General features: G+C 36.4%; 16 protein-coding genes. 6 read left to right on the top strand and 10 right to left on the bottom strand.

Annotation, left to right across the window (positions count from 1 at the left end; genetic code table 11):
* The first annotated feature begins 22 nt into the window (after window positions 1-22).
* Both G3A47_RS04695 and gldD read left to right on the top strand, forming a co-directional pair.
* Complete coding sequence (locus G3A47_RS04695) at window positions 23-1318, top strand: gliding motility-associated protein GldE (RefSeq protein ID WP_166920870.1); 1296 nt, start codon at window positions 23-25, stop codon at window positions 1316-1318.
* 1 nt (window position 1319) lies between these two features.
* On the top strand, window positions 1320-1880 hold the full coding sequence (gene gldD, locus G3A47_RS04690; protein WP_166920868.1) for a gliding motility lipoprotein GldD: 561 nt from the start codon (window positions 1320-1322) through the stop codon (window positions 1878-1880).
* Window positions 1881-2184: 304 nt separating this feature from the next.
* Here the strand turns inward: gldD and G3A47_RS04685 are convergent, their stop codons facing one another.
* Window positions 2185-2562, bottom strand: a complete 378-nt coding sequence (locus G3A47_RS04685; protein ID WP_166920866.1) for a heavy-metal-associated domain-containing protein — start codon at window positions 2560-2562, stop codon at window positions 2185-2187.
* Window positions 2563-2663: 101 nt separating this feature from the next.
* On the opposite strand from G3A47_RS04685, the gene G3A47_RS04680 reads away from it, so the two are divergent.
* On the top strand, window positions 2664-3530 hold the full coding sequence (locus G3A47_RS04680; RefSeq protein ID WP_166920865.1) for a DMT family transporter: 867 nt from the start codon (window positions 2664-2666) through the stop codon (window positions 3528-3530).
* Window positions 3531-3688: 158 nt separating this feature from the next.
* Here the strand turns inward: G3A47_RS04680 and G3A47_RS04675 are convergent, their stop codons facing one another.
* Both G3A47_RS04675 and G3A47_RS04670 read right to left on the bottom strand, forming a co-directional pair.
* On the bottom strand, window positions 3689-5737 hold the full coding sequence (locus tag G3A47_RS04675) for an insulinase family protein (protein ID WP_208328339.1): 2049 nt from the start codon (window positions 5735-5737) through the stop codon (window positions 3689-3691).
* Between the two features lie 10 nt (window positions 5738-5747).
* The gene (locus tag G3A47_RS04670; RefSeq protein WP_166920863.1) at window positions 5748-7070 is read right to left on the bottom strand and encodes a M16 family metallopeptidase; all 1323 of its coding nucleotides are present in this window, start codon (window positions 7068-7070) and stop codon (window positions 5748-5750) included.
* 274 nt (window positions 7071-7344) lie between these two features.
* Here G3A47_RS04670 and rplU point away from each other — a divergent pair, with 274 nt between their 5' ends.
* Together rplU and rpmA are read left to right on the top strand one after the other, a co-directional pair.
* The gene (gene rplU, locus G3A47_RS04665; protein ID WP_068844917.1) at window positions 7345-7782 is read left to right on the top strand and encodes a 50S ribosomal protein L21; all 438 of its coding nucleotides are present in this window, start codon (window positions 7345-7347) and stop codon (window positions 7780-7782) included.
* A 24-nt stretch (window positions 7783-7806) separates the two neighbouring features.
* Window positions 7807-8067 carry a 50S ribosomal protein L27 gene (gene rpmA / locus G3A47_RS04660; protein WP_035685981.1) on the top strand — a complete coding sequence of 87 codons (261 nt, stop codon included), beginning with the start codon at window positions 7807-7809 and terminating at the stop codon, window positions 8065-8067.
* 580 nt (window positions 8068-8647) lie between these two features.
* On the opposite strand, the gene G3A47_RS04655 is transcribed toward rpmA, so the two are convergent.
* Together G3A47_RS04655 and miaE are read right to left on the bottom strand one after the other, a co-directional pair.
* Window positions 8648-11404: an AsmA-like C-terminal region-containing protein gene (locus tag G3A47_RS04655; RefSeq protein WP_166920861.1), complete on the bottom strand. Its 2757-nt coding sequence runs from the start codon at window positions 11402-11404 to the stop codon at window positions 8648-8650.
* A gap of 64 nt (window positions 11405-11468) precedes the next feature.
* Window positions 11469-12050: a tRNA-(ms[2]io[6]A)-hydroxylase gene (gene miaE, locus G3A47_RS04650; RefSeq protein WP_166920859.1), complete on the bottom strand. Its 582-nt coding sequence runs from the start codon at window positions 12048-12050 to the stop codon at window positions 11469-11471.
* A 112-nt stretch (window positions 12051-12162) separates the two neighbouring features.
* On the opposite strand from miaE, the gene G3A47_RS04645 reads away from it, so the two are divergent.
* Window positions 12163-13407, top strand: coding sequence for a glycosyltransferase family 4 protein (locus tag G3A47_RS04645; RefSeq protein WP_166920857.1), 1245 nt, complete (start codon window positions 12163-12165; stop codon window positions 13405-13407).
* Between the two features lie 66 nt (window positions 13408-13473).
* Here the strand turns inward: G3A47_RS04645 and G3A47_RS04640 are convergent, their stop codons facing one another.
* The 5 genes from G3A47_RS04640 to porV all read right to left on the bottom strand — a co-directional run bounded on the left by G3A47_RS04640 (window position 13474) and on the right by porV (window position 19999).
* Entirely contained in the window at window positions 13474-15333 is a 1860-nt protein-coding gene (locus G3A47_RS04640; protein ID WP_166920855.1) for a hydrolase/aminopeptidase, read from the bottom strand.
* A gap of 103 nt (window positions 15334-15436) precedes the next feature.
* Window positions 15437-17077 (bottom strand): pyruvate dehydrogenase complex dihydrolipoamide acetyltransferase, encoded by a 1641-nt coding sequence (locus tag G3A47_RS04635; protein WP_166920853.1) that lies wholly within the window; start codon window positions 17075-17077, stop codon window positions 15437-15439.
* Window positions 17078-17083: 6 nt separating this feature from the next.
* Window positions 17084-18082 carry a pyruvate dehydrogenase (acetyl-transferring) E1 component subunit alpha gene (gene pdhA / locus G3A47_RS04630; RefSeq protein WP_056190513.1) on the bottom strand — a complete coding sequence of 333 codons (999 nt, stop codon included), beginning with the start codon at window positions 18080-18082 and terminating at the stop codon, window positions 17084-17086.
* 157 nt (window positions 18083-18239) lie between these two features.
* Complete coding sequence (gene cdd, locus G3A47_RS04625) at window positions 18240-18722, bottom strand: cytidine deaminase (protein WP_166920851.1); 483 nt, start codon at window positions 18720-18722, stop codon at window positions 18240-18242.
* 77 nt (window positions 18723-18799) lie between these two features.
* Window positions 18800-19999 (bottom strand): type IX secretion system outer membrane channel protein PorV, encoded by a 1200-nt coding sequence (gene porV / locus G3A47_RS04620; protein WP_166920849.1) that lies wholly within the window; start codon window positions 19997-19999, stop codon window positions 18800-18802.
* Between the last annotated feature and the right edge of the window lie 40 nt (window positions 20000-20039).

Here is a 20039-nt window from a genome sequence, read left to right as displayed (position 1 = left end):
TGTTTAATTAATTTTTTTCAGTTTGGACCCGGAGCCCAGTTTACTTTTTAATGCAAATTTAGACGTCAATTTAATAATTGGATTTGTCGGAATATTTATTTTGCTGTTTTTATCGGCAATCGTTTCAGGTGCAGAAGTAGCACTTTTTTCATTGTCGCAAAAGGATATTGACGAGGCAATACAGGAAAATACTACAAAAGGAAAAATTATTTCCAATCTCTTAGACCGACCCAAAAAACTTTTAGCAACATTACTGGTCGCCAATAACTTTTTGAATATTGGGGTTGTAATCCTGTTTTCTTTTGTTGGGCGGAATATTTTTGCCGGTGTAGATTCGCCGGTTTTTAAATTTATTTTAGAAGTAATCCTCGTTACTTTCTTTATTTTATTGTTCGGTGAAGTTTTGCCAAAAGTGTACGCCAGTCGTAATAATATCAAATTTGCGAAGTGGGTAGCCTATCCCGTAGTTTTTTTAGATAAATTACTTTCCCCTGTTAGTTTGCCTATGCGCAGTGTTACCTTATATTTGCAAAACAAATTAGGGAAACAGAAAAACAATTTTTCAATAAATCAATTGTCGCAAGCTTTAGAGCTTACAGATTCTGAAGGAACGTCAACTGAAGAGCAAAAAATATTAGAAGGAATTGTCTCTTTTGGAAATACAGATACCAAACAGGTCATGAGTCCGAGGATTGATGTTTTTGCTTTAGAGATTTCGGAGTCGTTTGAAGCTATCTATTCGAAAATAGTGGAAAAAGGTTTTTCAAGGATTCCGGTTTACAGAGATAATATCGATCAGATTGAAGGTGTTTTGTTTGTTAAAGATTTATTGCCCCATATTGATAAAAAAGAATTTGATTGGGTTTCTTTAATTAGAGAGCCTTTTTTTGTTCCTGAGAATAAAAAACTCGACAACCTGCTAAAGGATTTTCAAAGTCTTAAAAGCCATTTGGCGATTGTAGTCGATGAATATGGAGGGACATCAGGATTGGTTTCTTTGGAAGATGTTATCGAAGAAATTGTGGGTGATATTAGTGATGAATTTGATGACGAGAATTTAAATTTCTCCCAAATAGACGAAAAGAACTTTCTGTTTGAAGGTAAGATCAATATGAAAGATTTTTACAGAATTGTAGAAGTAAATGAGGATATTTTTGAATCTCACAAAGGAGAAGCGGAAACATTAGCCGGTTTTATTTTAGAAATTCTGGGTAATTTCCCTAAAAAGGATCAGAAGATTGCGTTTGAAAACTGTGTTTTTACAATAGAGACGGTCGATAAAAAACGTGTAAAACAAATAAAAGTAACATTAGATTAAAATGCCTAAAAAGATAATTGCAACAACTATAATTTTGCTGATTTTTACAATGGTAAGTTGTAAAAAAGAAACATTACCTAAACCATCGAGTTTTTTGCGTTTAGATTACCCGGAAGCGAAATATGTGAATTTTGAAAATAATTGCCCATTTACTTTTGAGATGAATGAAGGTGCAATTATTAAAGGAGAAAAAAATTGCGGATTTGCCATTACTTATCCTAAAATGAAAGCGACTATTTACCTGACGTATAAGCCGGTAAATAATGACATTGATAAATTGCTAAAAGATGCGCAAAAGCTTACCTATGAGCACGTAATTAAGGCAGATGATATACTCGAGCAGCCTTACCTGAACCCTGAAAAAAAGGTTTACGGAATGTTTTATCAGGTAGACGGAAATGCGGCTACAAACTCACAGTTTTATGTAACAGACAGCACAAAACATTTTATAACAGGATCGGTTTATTTTTACGCAAAACCTAATTTTGATTCTATAATGCCGGCAGCCAGTTATATCAAAAATGATATGAGGCAGTTGATGGAAACTCTGAAGTGGAAATAAGAGGATTTTAGATTTTAGATTTTAGATTTTAGATTTTAGATTTTAGATTTTAGATTTTAGATTTTAATAAAAAAAGCATCCTTTGGATGCTTTTTTTATTAAAAATTGGAACTCGATTGTTGAATACTAAATACTGACTTGGAAAAAAAATCCTTTAAATCAGTGCAATCTGTGGCTACTTTTTTTGTCACAGTTAAAAAAAAAAATAATTCGTGCCAATTCGTGGCAAGCTTTGTTGTTAGCCTGAACTCAACGTGGAATGGTAACGCCAATAGAAAAATAATCGGGTTAGAAACCAGACTGATTATGATTTTATGTTTGAAACTTTGTATGTTTTTCCGTCTCCGGTTGCCTGAACCGTTTTGGTTAGGTTTTCCTGATTTTGGATTGTTTTGTCAAATACAACAGTAGCTGTTTTTTTATCAAAATCAACTGTTGCTTTTTCTATACCGTCCAAAGCAGATAACTCATTTTCGATTGTTTTGGCACATCCCATTGCGCAAGTCATTCCGTCGATTGTGAAACTTGCCGTTTGTACATTTTCAGGAGCGATTGCAACTTGTTTTTTAGGAGCCTTTGTTTCAGCGGTTGCCGGGATTATTTTTTCAGACTCTGTTTTTTTGCATCCAACTAATACTAAACCTGCTATTGCAGCGGCTGCTATGATTTTTGTAAATTTCATTATATATGATTTTAAATTGCGAATAATCTTCTGGCAAAATTAATGAAAAACAGAAGGTCAGTTCATAAAAATAATACAAATTTGCAATAAAAACACGATTTATGGATGCAAAACAACTGAAGTGGTTTTATTTACTGTTGCTTTCTCTTATCTGGGGAAGTTCTTTTATTCTGATAAAAATTGGCTTAATCGGCTTGACGGCAATTCAGGTCGGGTCTCTGCGAATTATTTTTGCGGCCTTGTTTTTACTGATCGTTGGATTTTCTAGTTTAAAGAAAATCTCACGTCATCAATGGAAATTTATTGCTCTGACATCTTTTTTTGGGACTTTTATTCCGGCTTTCTTTTTTGCGATCGCAGAAACTCGTGTCGATAGCTCGATTGTTGCGATCATGAATTCGCTTACGCCATTAAATACTTTGATTCTCGGAGCAATTGCTTTTGGGATACAATTTCAAAAAAGACAAATTCTGGGCGTTTTTGTCGGTTTTGTGGGTTGTTTGCTGTTGGTTTTAAGTGGTACTGTAACGAAGTCCGGACAAGACTATTATTATGTGGCTTTGGTGGTCATTGCAACAATCTGTTATGCCGTAAATGTCAATTTAATCAAGAGGTATTTGTCTGATTTAAATTCATTGAGTATTACAACCGGAAATTTTGCTGTTTTGCTTTTACCTGCACTAATCATTTTAAGTACAACCGATTTTACAGAACGAGTGACTCTTGAGGTGTCTCAACATTCTATTTTGTTTGTTATGATTTTAGGAATTCTGGGAACCGGAATTGCAAATGTGGTTTTCTTTAAATTGATACAAATGTCGTCGCCTGTATTTGCTACATCGGTGACTTATTTGATTCCAATAGTAGCTTTCTTCTGGGGATTATTAGATAATGAAATGCTGACACCAATCCAGTTTTTTGGTGCATTTATCATATTAATTGGGGTTTATTTGTCGGCGAAAAAATGATTTTGTGGGTTGTGAGATGTGAGATGTGAGTTGTGGTGAGTTGTGAGATGTGAAAATCTAGGCTGTATAAAAAGAAAAAGCCTTTGCCACTTTGCATCTTTGTACCTTTGCACCTAAAAAAGAGAAAGGGCTGTCAACATTGACAGCCCTTTCTCTTTTTATTTAAAATCTGCGTCCGAGACACCTTCGTTGATTTTGATGTCTGACATTTTAATGTCCAGTTCAAAACCGGCATTTTGAACAATATTAAAAGGAACTTTTATTCCTTTTATATCTTTATAGTCATTAAAGTAAGTAGTCTGTGTGGTCGATTGGCCGCTTTGTTCTTTTACTTTGAGTTTAGCAACTTTTAAACCTGATTTTACGTCGTAGTAATAAACGGTTTTGCCATCTTTTATGGTGTAAGCATCATGTCCGTTTATAGCTTCTATTCCGTCAATTTTTAAATCGGTTCTTTTGCTTAGGCGTAATTCTTCAAAAGGAGTAGCGCTGGCTTTCATTTCAATTAAATCATCACCTTCCAGTTTTTTACGTTGTCCTTGTTGTTCAACATAAGCGCCATTTTCGTTTACGACTTGCTTCATTAAAGCCATGCTTCCCATATTAAGCGAAACCATCATTTTTCCTTTTGAATCCAGTTTAGAGGTAAAATCCAAAGGAGTTGGTGCTTGTGGGATTTTTGTTGTACCCGTCATAAAAAGTGTTTTAGCGGCAGAAACTGCTTTTTCACCTCCAATGGCTTTAATGTAGTTTTGAAAAACAGTTTGTGCAGTAAGCCCGGCAGGAGCTTCTTTTTTAGAAACCGGTTTGTCAATTGGATTTCCGTATTTGTCAAAATAGAAAATTGGAATTTGAGTTTTTTCTAAACCGGCAATAACTTCAGAGCCTTTTCCGGCAATTACGATACGCATATTGTCCAGTAGGAAATATTTGTTGGCTACACGGTAAATGTCATCAGGAGTAACATTGTTTATGGTCTGAATGTATTTTTCGTAGAAATCTGCTGGAAGTTTTTCGGTTTCAATGTTTAGGGCATAACGCGCAACTGTTTGTGGTTTTTCTACCTGCATTACGAATCTTCCGATATAACCTGCTTTTACATTTTTTAAAACATCATCAGTAACTTTTTCTGTTCGGATTCTTTTTATTTCTTTTACAAATTCTACTACTGCACTATCAGTAACAGCATTTCGAACAGCAGATGAGGCCCTGAATTTGGTAACATATTTTCCGCTTCCAATATTGGAGCTTGCTCCATAGGTCCAGGCGTGTTGCTCGCGTAAGTTCATGTTCAGATAGCTGTTAAAATCACCGCCTAAAATCTGATTTGCGATTAGGGCAGCGAAAAAATCAGGATCACTCATTTTTAAATTCACGGTATTAACCAATGAAATTTCAGATTGAACCGCATTTGGAACATCTACAAAATTAATTTGAAGTTTAGATACATTTTCCGGATCCGGGTAGCTGTTTTTTGGAGTTGTTTGTTTTTTCCATCCGCCAAAAAGTTTTTCAACTGCTGCTTTTGTTTCTTTGAATTTTACATCACCAATTACAACCAAATAGGCATTTTCGGGAACGAAGTAAGTAGCGTAATTTGTTTGTACATCGGCAAGAGTTACATTTTTTAGTGTTTCTTCAGAAATGTATTCTCCGGCGGGATGGTTTTTTCCAAAAGCCAAAACATCAACAACTCTGTTTGCAATTACAGGAACACTTTTTTCATCAGCTTTAAGGCCTTCGGACAATTTTGCTTTTTCCTTGTCGAATTCTGTTTGTGTAAAATTAGGTTGTAAGGCACCTTCTGCTAAAAGCTCTAAAATACGTCCGGAATATTTTGAAAGTGAACTGGCGTATGCTCCCTGTGAGTTGAAGCTAATCTGTGCTCCGTAAAAGTCGATTTCCTCATTAAAAGCCTCTTTGTTTGTTTTTTTAGAACCATTTCCAATTAAGCTGCTGGTCAGTTCATCAACCCCTTTTTTGTTTCCCTCTGTAAAAGGAGCGTTGTCTAAGCTAAGGTTAAAGCTCACTCGGGGTAGTTTGTGGTTTTCGACTACCAAAACCTTCATTCCGTTTGCCAAAACAAAGGTTTGTGGTTTTTTGATATTAACGACAGGTGAGTTTCCTGGTTTTGGTTGTGGACGATCTTGTGCTTGCATAATTCCGGATAGGAATAAAAGGATTAAAACGGTATGTATTTTTTTCATGATTCGATTCTTAGTTTTGAACTTTTGTTGAAGGAACATAATCTAAAATTAAACGCTGATTAGGGTTTAAATACTTTTTGGCAACTGCTCTGATTTCTTCTCTGGTGATAGAGTGGTAGAGGTCGATTTCGGTATTAATAAGATTAACATCTCCATAAAGTAAATAGTAAGAAGCTAAATTTTCAGCGATTCCCTCAACGCTTGAATTGGCGTTGACAAAATTGTTGTCGAATTTGTTTTGTAATTTTTCATAATCTTTTTCAGAAATTAAATCGGTTTGGATTTTTACAATTTCTTCATCGATTTCGTTTAAAAGATCTGTTGTTTTGTAAGTTCCCATTGGTAATCCGTACAGGATGTAGGTTCCGTAATCTTCCTGACTAAATCCTACGGCACCAATTTGAAGCGCCATTTTTTTATCGTCAACAATTTTTTTGTACAATTTTGAACTTTTTCCGTCGCTCAGATAAGAAGAGATTAAATCCAGCACTCTTGCATCTCTTGTTTTCATTGAAGGCGTTCTGTAAGCAGCAACCACCATCGGAATCTGAATGTTGGGATCTTCGTAGGTTGCTTTTATAGTTTCGGTAATAGGAGCTTCGGTAAAAGTTTGTTTTTTTACGTCTTCCCCTTTTGGAATTGGTGCGAAATATTTCTGAATCCATTCTTTGGTTTTTGCTTTGTCGAAATCTCCGGCAACAACCAGAACGGCATTGTTTGGGGTGTAGAATTTTTTATTGAAAGCTTGAAATTCTTCTAAAGTAGCCGCATCAAGATCTTTCATGGAGCCAATAGTGGTCCAGCGATACGGATGGTTTTTGAATATGTTTTTCTTTACCTCCGAAAGAATGTTTCCATAAGGCTGATTGTCGTAACGCATTCTTTTTTCCTCTTTTACCACTTCATTTTGCGTGTCAACCCCTATTTTATTGATTATAGGATGCATCAAGCGTTCTGATTCCATCCATAAACCAAGTTCTAAGTTGTTTGAAGGGAAAACTTCGTAATAATACGTTCGGTCGTCAGAAGTGTTGGCGTTATTTACGCCACCATTAGCAGTGACGATTTTCATCCATTCGCCGCGTTTTATATTTTGAGTTCCTTCAAATAATAAATGTTCAAAGAAATGAGCAAAACCGGTTCGGTCCGGACGTTCGTCTTTAGAGCCAACATGATACATTACAGAGGTAATGACGACGGGAGCCGAAGGGTCATTGTGTAGAATGACGTGCATGCCGTTGTCTAAATTGTATTCCTCAAAAGCCACTTTTTGAGCATGAGCTACTCCGCCAAGCATTAGTGCTGCGCTTAACATCATTATCGAATTTTTCATAAAGATTAATAATTTTATTTACCTAGATAGTGTAGGTAGCTAAGATTTGGTTTTAGTTACATCAAAAATAACTTTTTTAATTGTCATTTTGAGATTAGTCTTTGTTTTTTGATTGCAGTTAAAAAGCCATTTGGCGCTAAAGTCTGTTTTTGAAGCCATAAAACGGCTTGAAAAACAGACTTTAAGACGAAATAAATATTTTTGAAATAAGAGATTGCATACTAAATTATTAATTGTATATTTGCAACCTTAAAAATCAATAAATCAATTTGGTATGTATGCAATCGTAGAGATAGCAGGGCAACAATTCAAAGTAAGCAAAGACTTAAAGGTTTATGTTCACCGTTTGGCTAACGAAGAAGGTTCAAAAGTTTCTTTTGACAAAGTTCTTTTATTAGACGATAATGGAAATGTAACTTTAGGCGCCCCAGCTATAGAAGGTGCTTCAGTAGAAGCTAAAGTGTTACAACACTTAAAAGGAGACAAAGTTATCGTTTTCAAAAAGAAAAGAAGAAAAGGGTACAAAAAAAGAAATGGTCACAGACAATATCTTACTCAAATTGTAATTGAAGGTATTACTGCAGCAGGCGGAACTAAAAAAGCAGCAGCTAAAAAAGCGGTTGTAGCAGAAGATGCAGCTACTGAAGAAGTAGAAGCTCCAAAAGCGAAAAAAGCAGCTCCAAAAGCAAAAAAAGAAGCTACTAAAGAATAATAACAATATTTAAACTCATACGTCATGGCTCACAAGAAAGGTGTCGGTAGTTCGAAGAATGGTAGAGAATCAGAATCAAAACGTCTAGGCGTTAAGATTTTTGGTGGACAAGCTGCTATTGCTGGGAACATCATCGTTAGACAAAGAGGTTCAAAACACAATCCAGGTGAAAATGTTTACATCAGTAAAGATCACACACTACACGCAAGAGTAGCTGGAGTTGTTAAGTTCCAAAAGAAAAGAGATAACAAATCTTATGTATCTATCCTTCCATTCGAAGCATAATTCATTAGATTACTTATTACAAAACCCGTTCTGAAAAGAACGGGTTTTTTGTTTTCTGATACATTGGGCCGGGTGTTTTGCTTTGCAATTTATTTCTATGTTAATCACTTAAGCGGTTACTATGTCATTTCGACGAAGGAGAAATCGCACCCGTGCTTCGACAAAGATTGGCGACATACTCTATGGAGTTTCTAGTGTGATTCCTCATTCTTCGGAATGATAAAATTGTGGGAATGAAAATATATTAATTCTTACTTAAATTAAATCTGACAGGTTTTAAAAACCTGTCAGATTTGTCGTCTTGGATTATTTGGTCCTTTATCGTTTGTCTTTTTAATGCAGGTAATTTGATCGATCACGAATTGACGAAGTAAATCACCTTTGTAATTCGTCAAAGATTGGCGATTTTCTTTAGGGATTCCGTTATGTGATGGAGGATATGCTGGGGTATATCTTGCTTTGCAATTTTAAGCTAGACAATTCAATGACAAGCATAAAAAAAAACGTTTTCAAAGTTCTGGACTTTAAAAACGTTTTTTCTAAAAATTGGAATTTGAAATTTCCAAAATTGGAATTTCTACTACTCAGTATCCTTAGTTTCCTCTAAGTCTTCGGATTTTCTTCCCAGTTTTATTTTAGGATTATCCTGAGTTCCTGTTACTGTCAGTGGAATTCCGAAGATACCAAGCGGGGGAAGGCCTAAGCGCATTTTTAAGTTCAATTTTCCGTCCAGACTTGTTGTTCCTTCAATTCGGGGTCTAAAGCCTGCAAACTTAAATTTAAAACGTTCCACCGTCATAATATTGTTCTTGATGGTAGTTTTGATGTCTACTTTAGAAAGATCCGGATTCTTCATTGCTTCAGAGCTTGTCTCTTTGCTTACGGCAGTAAACATTTTTAAACCTCTAATCTTTACATCTTTTACAGAAAGCGTTCCGCCACCCACAAGAGAGGGGTAAACAGGGCTCATATTGCCATTTAATCTTCCTTTTAATTGATAATCCAGAGAGACAATTCCTTGTGCTTTTTCTGCGGCACTCGCCATTTTTCTGAAAACATCAATTTCGTTATAGGCTCTTTTAATGTCAAAATCAGTTGCTTTAATACCGTAATCAAAATTTGCTTTTTGTGGGGTGATTGCCTGATAATTGGCATTCATGCTAACGTTGCAGCCAATTAAGTTGAAGCCTGTATTTGCCATATTTAGCTTACCCTTGTTCATTTTCAGAGCGCCGGTCGCATTCAGCAGATTTAATTTATCAAAATATACTTTTTGCACATTTGCCAGTAGTTGCAGATTCAAATTAGAAGGAATGATAATTACTCCGGTTTGTTTTGCTGCTGTTTGTGGCGCTTTGTTTTGGTCTTCCGTTTGTGTTACGGAAGAATTCACAGCAGTACTTGACATGAATTCATCCACATTAATGTATCGGGAAGTAACTTTAAAGGATCCTCTTAGAATTCCTTTAGTGCTTGTTGCATAGTTAAAAACGTTCTGTAAATATCCATTCATTTTAAAATCAGACTGGCCGTATGCTGCCAGAAAGTTATTAAAGGACATTTTATCCTGATTGATTTTGAAAATACCTTCTTTAATAATGAATTGTTTTGGAAGATACTCAGACGTGATCGCAATGTTTCTAAGTTCAAGAGTTCCTTTGTTGTTCAGTTTGCTGTAATTTCCTTTTTCGGCATCGCTTTGTTTTCCTTTCAAGGCTAAATCAGCTTTTACAGAGCCATCTAAATCAAGCCCTTTCTGAGAGAAAACATGGTATATTTTACTGATATCAAGCTCACCTTTTGCTTTGATGTCATAGGTTAAATCGTCAAAATTGCTCAGATCAGCTTCTACAAAAACAGGTTTTCCTTCAAAGGTAAATTGTGTTGGTTTTAAACTGACTTTTAAATCATCAAAGGTTCCTTTGTTGTTTTCTATTTTTGATTTAACAATAATATTAGTGATTGGATTTGGATAGTATTTGGTTTTCAAATACCCGTTTTCCAAATTGATAAAACCATTGGTTACAGGAAAGATTCTGTTTTTATGATCAAATTTACCGTTTGTTTTTATATCACCCGCCAAAATTCCTTTTAATGTTAAATCAGGTACTCCAAGTGCTTTTATTAGTTTTTCAAGGTCAATTTTGGCTTTAAAATTTCCATTTATATCCGGTGTATTGATACCTTTTATGCGAAAATTAGATTTTAGATAATCTTGATTGATGTTTAAAGATAAATTCTTCGCATCAACAATCAAAAGATCCGGATTTAAAGAAGGAACGGTTGTTTTTATCTGCAAGTTTAAGTTGGAAACCGGGAAAGCACTTTTGTCATAATTGACCAAACCATTGTCTATTTTTAGATCTAAATTCAAATCCGGAGCAATGTGTTGTGATGCAATATATTCTCCTTTTAAAGTTAAAAGTAAATTGGTATTTCCTTTTATTTCCGTCTTAGAAAGCCAGGTAATGTATTTTGGAGGAAAGGCGGTAAATACGTCATGCAGGTCGCTGTTGTTTGATTTTATAACAAAATCCATGTTGTAACCGTCTTTTAAGAAGTCAAACTTTCCTTTAAAATCAACCAAAAGATCGTTGATTTTCAGGTCATTTTGCTGGAAAAAGAAAGACAAAGAGTTTACATTTACCTTGGTAATCAGATCAGCATTTATTTTTTTATTCATTAAATACGGTTCATTTTCATAAACAATATTCAGCTTTTCAATTTTGGCTTTAGAGTACAAATCAAATACCGCTTTATTTAGATCTCCTTTTCCTAAGTAGTCAAATCCGAAAGCATCAAAATGAATTTTGGTAGCTTTGTCATCGTAAATAATCTTACTGTTTTTGATTTCGATATGCTCCAATTTTAAGGCAGTTTCAGAACTGTCTTTTGGATTTGAAGCCTCCGGTGAAGATTTGTAGATGTTGTAATTCGCTTCTCCGTTTTCATTCACTTTTACATTGATAAAAGAGTCGGATAAGTAAATCTGGTCAATTTTTACCGATTTGCTAAAAATCAGGCTGGGTACGTCGATACCAAAAGAAACTTCTTTTGCTGTGATGAATTTTTCGTTTTTGTAAGGTGCCGACCCATTAAGCTTTAAATTGTCTAAAGTTAATGTTAAGGACGGGAAATGATGGAAAAACGAAATAGAAACATCCGAATAATTAAGTTCTGCACTCAATTTTTCATTGGCTATTTTTTTGATTTGATCTTTAATCTGATCAGCAAATACAATAGGAGTTAAAAATAACAATCCTATAATAACAACAAGAGTTATTCCGGTGTACTTTGCAATTTTTAGCAAGACAGATTTTATTTTATTTTTTGACATAACAAAAGAGTTAGACGGTGTGGTGTTATAAATGTCGATTATTTAAAGAAAAAGAAACTGTAGGTTATCCGTGTACAGTTTCTTTTTTTCCATAATTTGTAATGATAGAACCTTCGAATTCAATCCATTCTTTCCAGCGCTTATCGATATCTATATTGTCAGTGTATTTTCTGGCAAAACCTAAAAATGTAGTATAATGTCCGGCCTCGGAAATCATCAGATCACGATAGAATTTAGCCAGCTCCGGGTCTTGTATGTTTTCAGATAAAACTTTAAAACGTTCGCAGCTTCTGGCTTCAATCATGGCAGAAAATAGCAGGCGATCACAAAGAGCATCTCTTCGACTTCCGTCTTTCTTCATAAATTTAAAAAGTTCATTTACATAATGATCCTTTCTTTCGCGTCCCAAAGTCAAACCTCTTTTTTTGATTAAGTCATGCACCATTTGCAAATGCTCTAACTCTTCTCTGGCAATAACCAGCATTTCGGTTACCAATTCCTCTAATTCAGAGTTGTACGTAACCAAGCTTATTGCGTTTGAAGCCGCTTTCTGCTCACACCAGGCGTGATCCGTCAGAATTTCTTCGATATTTGATTCGACTATATTTACCCAGCGAGGGTCCGTGGCTAATTTTAATCCCAACATAATTTACAAGAGAATTGTTTTCTGCAAAATTAGTCTTTTTATAACCGAAAATGAGTAATTATTGCGTAATTACGCTCAAAAAAGCATTATTTTGTAGCTTCAAAGATCTAAAATGAATAAAATAAAAAAACTTTTAATTATTGGTTTTGTATGGCCGGAACCAAACTCCTCTGCAGCCGGTGGCCGAATGATGCAATTAATTTCTATTTTTAAAGAAAATGGATTTGAAATTACATTTGCAAGCCCTGCTTTAGACAGCGACTTTATGGTTGATTTGGACGCTTTTGGAGTGGAGAAAAAAGCTATTGAACTGAATAATTCAAGTTTTGATGTTTTCGTGAAGGACTTAAATCCCGATGTTGTTTTATTTGATCGTTTTATGATTGAAGAGCAGTTTGGGTGGCGTGTTTCTGAAAATTGTCCAAAAGCGATCCGGATATTAGATACCGAAGATTTGCATTGCTTAAGAACGGCGAGACAGAAAGCCTTTAGAGAAAACAGAACTTTCGAACTGTTTGATTTGTTTTCGGAAGAAGTCGCTAAGCGCGAAATTGCCAGTATTTTAAGATGCGATTTGTCGCTAATTATTTCAGAATTTGAAATGAAGATTCTAAATGATATCTTCAAAATTGATTCCAGACTGTTGTTTTATCTGCCTTTTTTGGTTGATGAAATGAAGGAAGAAGAGCTTTTAAGTCTGCCTTTGTTTGAAGACCGTGAGCATTTTGTTTTTATCGGGAATTTTCTTCATGAACCCAATTGGAATACGGTTCAATACCTGAAAGAAGCCATCTGGCCTTTGATTAGAAAAGAGTTTCCGGAAGCAATCTTAAAGGTTTATGGGGCTTATCCGTCTCAGAAAGTGTTGCAGTTGCACCAGTCAAAAAATGGTTTTTTTATTATGGGAAGAGCTGCTGATGCTAATGAGATTGTAAAAAAAGCCAGAGTAGTTCTGGCTCCGATTCGTTTTGGAGCAGGTTTAAAAGGGAAATTGTTAGAAGCCATGCAGTGCGGAACTCCCAGCATCACATCGGAGGTTGGGGCAGAGGCTATGCATGCTGATTTACCCTGGAACGGATTTATTACAAATGACATGGAGCTTTTTGCAAAACAGGCCATTGCCTTGTATCAGGATGAAAGTTTATGGAAACAATCTCAAAAAAACGGAATCGATATTATAAACAAATGTTACCAAAAGAGTGCATTTGCTGTGGCATTAATCAACATAATTGGCGGCTTATTGATGGATTCAGAAAATCATCGTCTTCATAATTTTATGGGAAGTTTGTTGCAACTCCATACTTTAAAAAGCACCAAATACATGTCAAAATGGATTGAGGCTAAGAATAAAAACTAGACTTTTTTTGCGCTAAAAAAAGCCCCGATAATTTTTATCGGGGCTCTTGTTTGTTATGATAAGGGTTTATTTTAACAACCCTTCAACACTTTGAATAGTTGTGGCGTGATAACCTGATTTTGCTTTTTCAAAGATTTGTTTTGCCCAGATTTTTCCCTCCGGAGTTTTTACCATCTCTTTGTATAAGGTCATCAAAGATCCTGTTCTGCTTATTCCAATCAGAAATTGTTCGATTGCAGGATTAGCAGCGGTATAATGACTACGGATTGAAGGTACAAACCATTGACGTTTGATAACGAAGTTTCCTCCTTTAGTGAAATTGAATTCAGCATCAAGTTCTGCCATTTCTTTTGGTGTAATATCCTTCGGAAGGTGATCGATGAAGTATTCTTTCTCGGTAGTCGATTTTATTTTCTGATTTAATCCTTTTACACCGGTTTGTCTCCAGTTTTTTTGAATAGCATCTATTGCGGTAAAATCATCAGAAACGGCAGGAGTGATGTTGGAAGGGATCCCCGGTTTGTAAATCCATTCGTCTAATTTGATTTTATCGGCAAGAGTTTTGTCTCCTTTGATCAGATTTTCGTTTAAATAAGCAACAAAATCTTCTGTTGTGATCGATTGAAAAGCATGTGCATCGAAATAGTTTCTGATGAAAGTATCAAATTTTTCGCGACCCGCTGCTTGTTCGATTACTTTTAAAAAGTTGTATCCTTTCACATAAGGGATTTGATTGATTCCATCATCCGGATTTCTGTCGGTAAGGCTTACTTTTAAACGGGTGTCCGGATTTGTTTTGCCGTATTCGGCTACATTGTCTTCTAGATCTGCACGGGTAAGCACATTTTGCATATCGGCTTCTTTTTTGCCGAAAATTTCCTCGCCAATACGATGTTCAACGTAAGTCGTAAAACCTTCGTTTAACCAGATATCGTCCCAGGTAGCATTGGTAACTAAGTTTCCGCTCCAGCTATGACCTAGTTCGTGTGCTAATAAGCTGGTTAACGAACGATCTCCTGCAATAACACCCGGAGTTAAGAAGGTCAGGTTTGGGTTTTCCATTCCGCCATATGGGAAGCTTGGTGGTAAAACCAATACATCATAGCGTCCCCAACGATAAGGGCCGTATAATTTTTCGGCAGCCACTACCATTTTTCCGAGTTCAGCAAATTCCCAAGCAGCTTTTTTAAGTACAGATGGTTCTGCATAAACACCGGTTCTGTTGTCTATAGATTGAAATTGAATGTCTCCGACTGCAATCGCCATTAAATAAGAAGGGATCGCTTTGTCTTGTTTGAAAGTATAAATTCCGGTATCGTTCTTTTTCTGTGGATTTACAGCGCTCATTACGGCCATTAAATCTTTAGGTACAGTAACTTTTGCATTGTAAGTAAAACGAACTCCCGGAGAATCCTGACATGGAATCCAGGTACGTGACCAGACGCTTTCTCCCTGAGAAAAAAGAAAAGGTTTCTTTTTGTCTGCTGTTTGTTGTGGAGTTAGCCATTGTAATGCAACAGCTTCTTTGGTGGTGCTGTAGTAAATGTTAACTTTTGTAGTATTGGGTTCGATGGTAATGTGAAGTGGTTTTCCGTGAAATTCAACTTCTGAACCAAGTTCAAATTTGGTTTCTTTTTCTTCATCGCCTAAAGTTACTTTTGTAATGTTTAGGGTGTTTTCATCAAATATAATTTCGTTTCCTTTGCTGATATTGTCAATCTGCCAGGAGGCTTTTCCGGAAAGGGTTTGGGTTGCAAAATCAACTTTGATATCCAGATCTAAATGTTTTACAACGGCCAGATCCGGTTTTGAGAAGGTGTGCTCGTCTTTGACTGTTGTTTTTTCTTTATTTGTTTCTTTGGTGGTTTCTTTTTTCTGACAGGCCAAAGCAGTCAGGAATAAGGTAAGGAGAATTACTTTCTTCATGGTTTAAAAGTTAAATTGAGGAATCTAAATTAAATAAAAAATCCCGTTTTGAAAGTTCAAAACGGGATTTTAATATAAATAACCTTCGATAGGTTCGGATTGATTATGCTAGCATAGTTACCGGACTTTCGATGTATTGTTTTAAAGTTTGTAAAAATTGAGCTCCGGTAGCACCGTCAATTGTTCTGTGGTCACAAGCTAATGATAACATCATGGTGTTTCCTACTACAATCTGACCGTTTTTAACAACCGGTTTTTCTACAATTGCACCTACTGAAAGGATAGCAGAGTTAGGTTGGTTGATAATGGAGTTGAATTCCGTAATACCAAACATTCCAAGGTTAGAAACTGTAAATGTGCTTCCTTCCATTTCTTGTGGTCCAAGCTTTTTGTTTTTAGCTCTTCCTGCAAGATCTCTTACGCTGGCTCCGATTTGAGATAAACTCATAGCGTCTGTAAATTTCAATACAGGAACTACTAATCCGTCTTCAACAGCAACAGCAACTCCAATATTTACGTGGTGGTTGATGATAATAGCATCTTCTTTCCACTGAGAGTTGATTTTTGGGTGTTTTTTCAAGGCTAAAGCACAAGCTTTAATTACCATATCGTTAAAAGATACTTTTGTATCCGGAACCGTATTGATTGTTGCTCTTGCCTGCATTGCTTCGTCCATGCTTACTTCGATCACTAAGTTGTAGTGAGGTGCTGTAAATAAAGATTCTGCCAAACGCTTTGCAATGATTTTACGCATTTGAGAATTTTTGATCTCTTCGGTGTAAACTTCTCCGGCAGGAACGAATACTTTTGGTGCAGCCGGTGCAGCAGTTTCCTGTGCTTTAGCGGCAGGTGCTGCAGTAGTAGCTTGCGCTTGAGCAGCCGGAGTAAAGTTTTCGATATCGCTTTTTACGATACGTCCGTTTTCTCCTGAACCTTTAACCTGGCTTAATTGGATTCCTTTGTCAGATGCAATTTTCTTAGCTAATGGTGAAGCTAAGATTCTTCCGTTTGAAGTTTCAACAATTGCTTCCGGTGCTTTTTCAGCAGCAGGAGCTGTTTTTGCTTCTTCAGTTGCTGGAGTGCTTGCAGTTGCAGTACCTCCGGCAGTATAATTTTCAGAAATTCCTGAAATATCAGTTCCCGCAGGCCCGATGATCGCTAGTAAGCTGTCAACCGGAGCGGTATTTCCTTCCTGAATTCCGATGTATAATAAAGTTCCGGCATTGAAAGACTCAAACTCCATAGTAGCTTTGTCTGTTTCAATTTCTGCCAAAATATCTCCTTCAGAAACAGCATCACCTACTTTTTTCAACCAGGTAGCTACAGTTCCTTCCGTCATTGTATCACTCAAACGAGGCATAGTTACTACTACAACATCTTTTGGTAATTCAGTTGCGGCTTTTGCAGGAGCAGCTTCTGTTTTTGTTTCAGCAGGAGCGGCTTCCGCTTTTGGAGCTTCTGCAGCAGGAGCGTTACCACCGGCTAAAAGAGCAGAAATATCTTCTCCTTCATTTCCAATGATCGCTAATAATGAGTCTACAGGAGCAGTTTCTCCGGCAGGTATTCCAATATGTAAAAGAGTTCCTTCGTTAAAAGATTCGAACTCCATTGTTGCTTTGTCTGTTTCAATTTCGGCTAAGATATCACCTTCGCTAATTTTGTCACCTACTTTTTTTAGCCAAGTTGCTACCGTTCCTTCCGTCATAGTATCGCTCAAACGAGGCATTGTTACTTTTATCGCCATAATATTTTATAGTTTATGAGGTGTAAATGGGTAGTCTTCTTGTGCGTATACCACATCGTATAATTGTTGTAATTCAGGATATGGAGATTCTTCAGCAAATTTCACACATTCTTCAACCAAATCTTTAACTCTTTGGTCAATTACTTCGATTTCTTCTTCTGTAGCATACTTTTGATCCATAATTACATCTAAAACTTGTGTAATAGGGTCAATTTTTTTGTATTCTTCAACCTCTTCTTTAGAACGGTACAATTGTGCGTCAGACATAGAGTGTCCTCTGTAACGGTACGTTTTCATTTCAAGGAAAGTTGGTCCGTCACCACGACGTGCTCTGTCGATAGCTTCAGTCATTGCTTCTGCAACTTTTACAGGATTCATTCCGTCAACCGGTCCACAAGGCATTTCGTATCCTAAACCAAGTTTCCAGATATCAGTATGATTTGCAGTTCTTTCTACAGAAGTTCCCATTGCATAACCGTTGTTTTCAACGATAAATACAACTGGTAGTTTCCATAACATTGCCATGTTGAAGGCTTCGTGTAAAGAACCTTGTCTTGCAGCTCCGTCACCAAAGTAAGTCATAGTAACTCCTCCTGTTTCGAAGTATTTGTCTGCAAAAGCCAAACCGGCTCCAACAGGGATTTGTCCACCAACGATTCCGTGACCTCCGTAAAAACGGTGTTCTTTAGAGAAAATGTGCATAGAACCTCCCATACCTTTGGAAGTTCCTGTTGCTTTTCCTAAAAGCTCAGCCATTACACGTCTTGGGTCAACTCCCATACCAATTGGTTGTACGTGGTTTCTGTAAGCAGTAATCATTTTGTCTTTGGTCAGGTCCATAGCGTGTAAAGCACCTGCTAATACAGCTTCCTGACCATTATATAGGTGTAGAAAACCTCTAACTTTTTGTTGAATGTATAATGCTGCAAGTTTGTCCTCAAACTTTCTCCAAAGTAGCATGTCTTCGTACCACTTTAAATATACCTCTTTTGTAACTTCTTTCATTTGAATTCTCTCTTTTGCTAAAGTTGTTTGTGTTATCGATTGTGCCTGTAACGCAAAATAGTTTCCTCCCACAAATTTGCGCCCGAAAAGGTCGGGATGCAAAAATAAGACATTCCGTTTAAGAACTAAAATTTAAAATGTACTTTTTAGTCTTTTTTTACAAGAACTTTTTATCGAACATAAAAGGGAGTAAATTTTTGAGTGATGCCGATTTGTAAATTGCACCAATTTCACCCATAAAATAAATCTCTATTGGAGTGTCTTGTTTGATTTCATATTCGGCAATTGATTGTCTGCAGGATCCACAAGGCGGGATTGGCGCTTTTGTCTGATTGGTATCGGATGCAGCTGAGATTGCTATTTTTAAAATTTTTGCCTCCGGATAAACACTTCCTGCATGAAAAATAGCCACACGTTCTGCGCATAATCCCGACGGATAAGCGGCATTTTCCTGATTAGATCCCAGAACTATTTTTCCGTTATCGAGTAATAAGGCGGCTCCAACTTTAAATTGTGAATAAGGGGCGTAGGCTTTTTTGCGAATTTCGACTGCCTGATTCATTAATTCCTGAATGTCTGCAGGTAGTTCTTCAAATGAATCATAAGATAAAAATGAGGAGGTAAAGTTTATTTCTTTCATTCTTTTTAAGGGAAAAAAAATCCAAATTCCTAAAAGTAGAAATTTGGATTGTTGTTATTCTTTTAATTTATTTTTGTTTAGTATACTTCGTATTTATCGCCAAAGTTAAAGGTTAAAGAGAAACGAAGCGTGTTTTCTAACGGATTTTTAACTTTTGAAGCTGAAAATAAGTAAGAGACGTCAACTTTTACTACACTATACTTAAAACCTGCTCCTAAAGAAAAGAATTGACGGCCTCCTTTTTGAGGGCTTTCGTGAAAATAACCGGTTCTTATGGCAAACGAATCCTGATACAGGTATTCTCCTCCTATACTATAGGTGATTTCTTTTAATTCTTCGCTAAATCCACCCGGTGCATCTCCAAAAGATTTAAATATTCCGGAAACCCAACCGATGTCGTTGTAGTTTTTATAGTTTATAGCGTTGGCCTCTGCTTGGTCAATATCGCCCGGATCTGTAAAATCTCCGTCGCCATTAGCATCAAAAGGCGTTCCCGGTCCCGGAGGAGTTGGAACTAAAAGTTTTGAAAATTCTACGCTAACTCCGATCTTGTTGTAATCGTCAAGGATAAAATCAAAACCACCTCCCAAACGCAGGTTTGCAGGTAAAAAGCTAGAACTTATGTTGTCATGATCGTAGCTTATCTTCGGTCCGATGTTTTGCATGTTAAAACCACCTCTCCATCTTCCGTTAAAGCTGTTGTAAGCAATTTCTTCCGACTGATAAAATCCCGCAACGTCTACGGCAAAAGAACCGGCAGCTGTTGCGTCAACATCTTCCGAAGCGATTTTTAGGTTAGAGCGTATGTATCGCGCGGCTACCGCCATCGAAAATTCGTCGCTTAGTTTTAGGGAGTAAGAACCGTCCAGAGCAAATTCATTTGGTGATACTACATTGGCAACATCATTTGGATCTCTTCTTAGTTCAATATCTCCAAAACCAAAATAACGCAAACTACCGGCAAAAGCACTTCGCTCATTAATTTTGTTGTAATAGGTTACTTGTCCAAGGGAAATGTCATTGGCTAAATCGGTTAAATAAGGAGTGTAGCTGACAGAGAAGCCTTGTTTGTCTTCTGAGAAAGCATACTTGGCCGGATTCCATTGTTGAGAAAAGACATCGGCTGATGTTGCAACACCCTGATCCGCTAAACCGGCTGCGCGTGCATCTGCTGCAACTAATAAAAACGGAACTCCGGTTGTAATTGGAACAATATCCTGAGCTTTTGCCTGTGAAAGAACTAAAAAACAAATTAAGAAGAGAGCTATTTTTTTCATTGATTGAACTAAAAAGATGTTTGTGATACAAATATAGATA

The organism is Flavobacterium poyangense (assembly GCF_011751075.1).
In the GTDB taxonomy this organism is placed as follows: domain Bacteria; phylum Bacteroidota; class Bacteroidia; order Flavobacteriales; family Flavobacteriaceae; genus Flavobacterium; species Flavobacterium poyangense.
The sequence above is the reverse complement of the archived record's forward strand: the minus strand, read 5'-3'. Positions and strand labels throughout refer to the sequence as shown.

Bases quoted from the DNA above. Each gene is read 5' to 3' on its own strand.
- G3A47_RS04685 (WP_166920866.1), bottom strand. From the start codon at position 2,562: ATGAAATTTACAAAAATCATAGCAGCCGCTGCAATAGCAGGTTTAGTA.
- G3A47_RS04640 (WP_166920855.1), bottom strand. From the start codon at position 15,333: ATGAAGAAAGTAATTCTCCTTACCTTATTCCTGACTGCTTTGGCCTGT.
- G3A47_RS04635 (WP_166920853.1), bottom strand. From the start codon at position 17,077: ATGGCGATAAAAGTAACAATGCCTCGTTTGAGCGATACTATGACGGAA.
- G3A47_RS04680 (WP_166920865.1), top strand. From the start codon at position 2,664: ATGGATGCAAAACAACTGAAGTGGTTTTATTTACTGTTGCTTTCTCTT.
- miaE (WP_166920859.1), bottom strand. From the start codon at position 12,050: ATGTTGGGATTAAAATTAGCCACGGACCCTCGCTGGGTAAATATAGTC.
- G3A47_RS04655 (WP_166920861.1), bottom strand. From the start codon at position 11,404: ATGTCAAAAAATAAAATAAAATCTGTCTTGCTAAAAATTGCAAAGTAC.
- rpmA (WP_035685981.1), top strand. From the start codon at position 7,807: ATGGCTCACAAGAAAGGTGTCGGTAGTTCGAAGAATGGTAGAGAATCA.
- pdhA (WP_056190513.1), bottom strand. From the start codon at position 18,082: ATGAAAGAAGTTACAAAAGAGGTATATTTAAAGTGGTACGAAGACATG.
- G3A47_RS04675 (WP_208328339.1), bottom strand. From the start codon at position 5,737: ATGAAAAAAATACATACCGTTTTAATCCTTTTATTCCTATCCGGAATT.
- G3A47_RS04645 (WP_166920857.1), top strand. From the start codon at position 12,163: ATGAATAAAATAAAAAAACTTTTAATTATTGGTTTTGTATGGCCGGAA.
- G3A47_RS04670 (WP_166920863.1), bottom strand. From the start codon at position 7,070: ATGAAAAATTCGATAATGATGTTAAGCGCAGCACTAATGCTTGGCGGA.
- gldD (WP_166920868.1), top strand. From the start codon at position 1,320: ATGCCTAAAAAGATAATTGCAACAACTATAATTTTGCTGATTTTTACA.
- cdd (WP_166920851.1), bottom strand. From the start codon at position 18,722: ATGAAAGAAATAAACTTTACCTCCTCATTTTTATCTTATGATTCATTT.
- rplU (WP_068844917.1), top strand. From the start codon at position 7,345: ATGTATGCAATCGTAGAGATAGCAGGGCAACAATTCAAAGTAAGCAAA.
- porV (WP_166920849.1), bottom strand. From the start codon at position 19,999: ATGAAAAAAATAGCTCTCTTCTTAATTTGTTTTTTAGTTCTTTCACAG.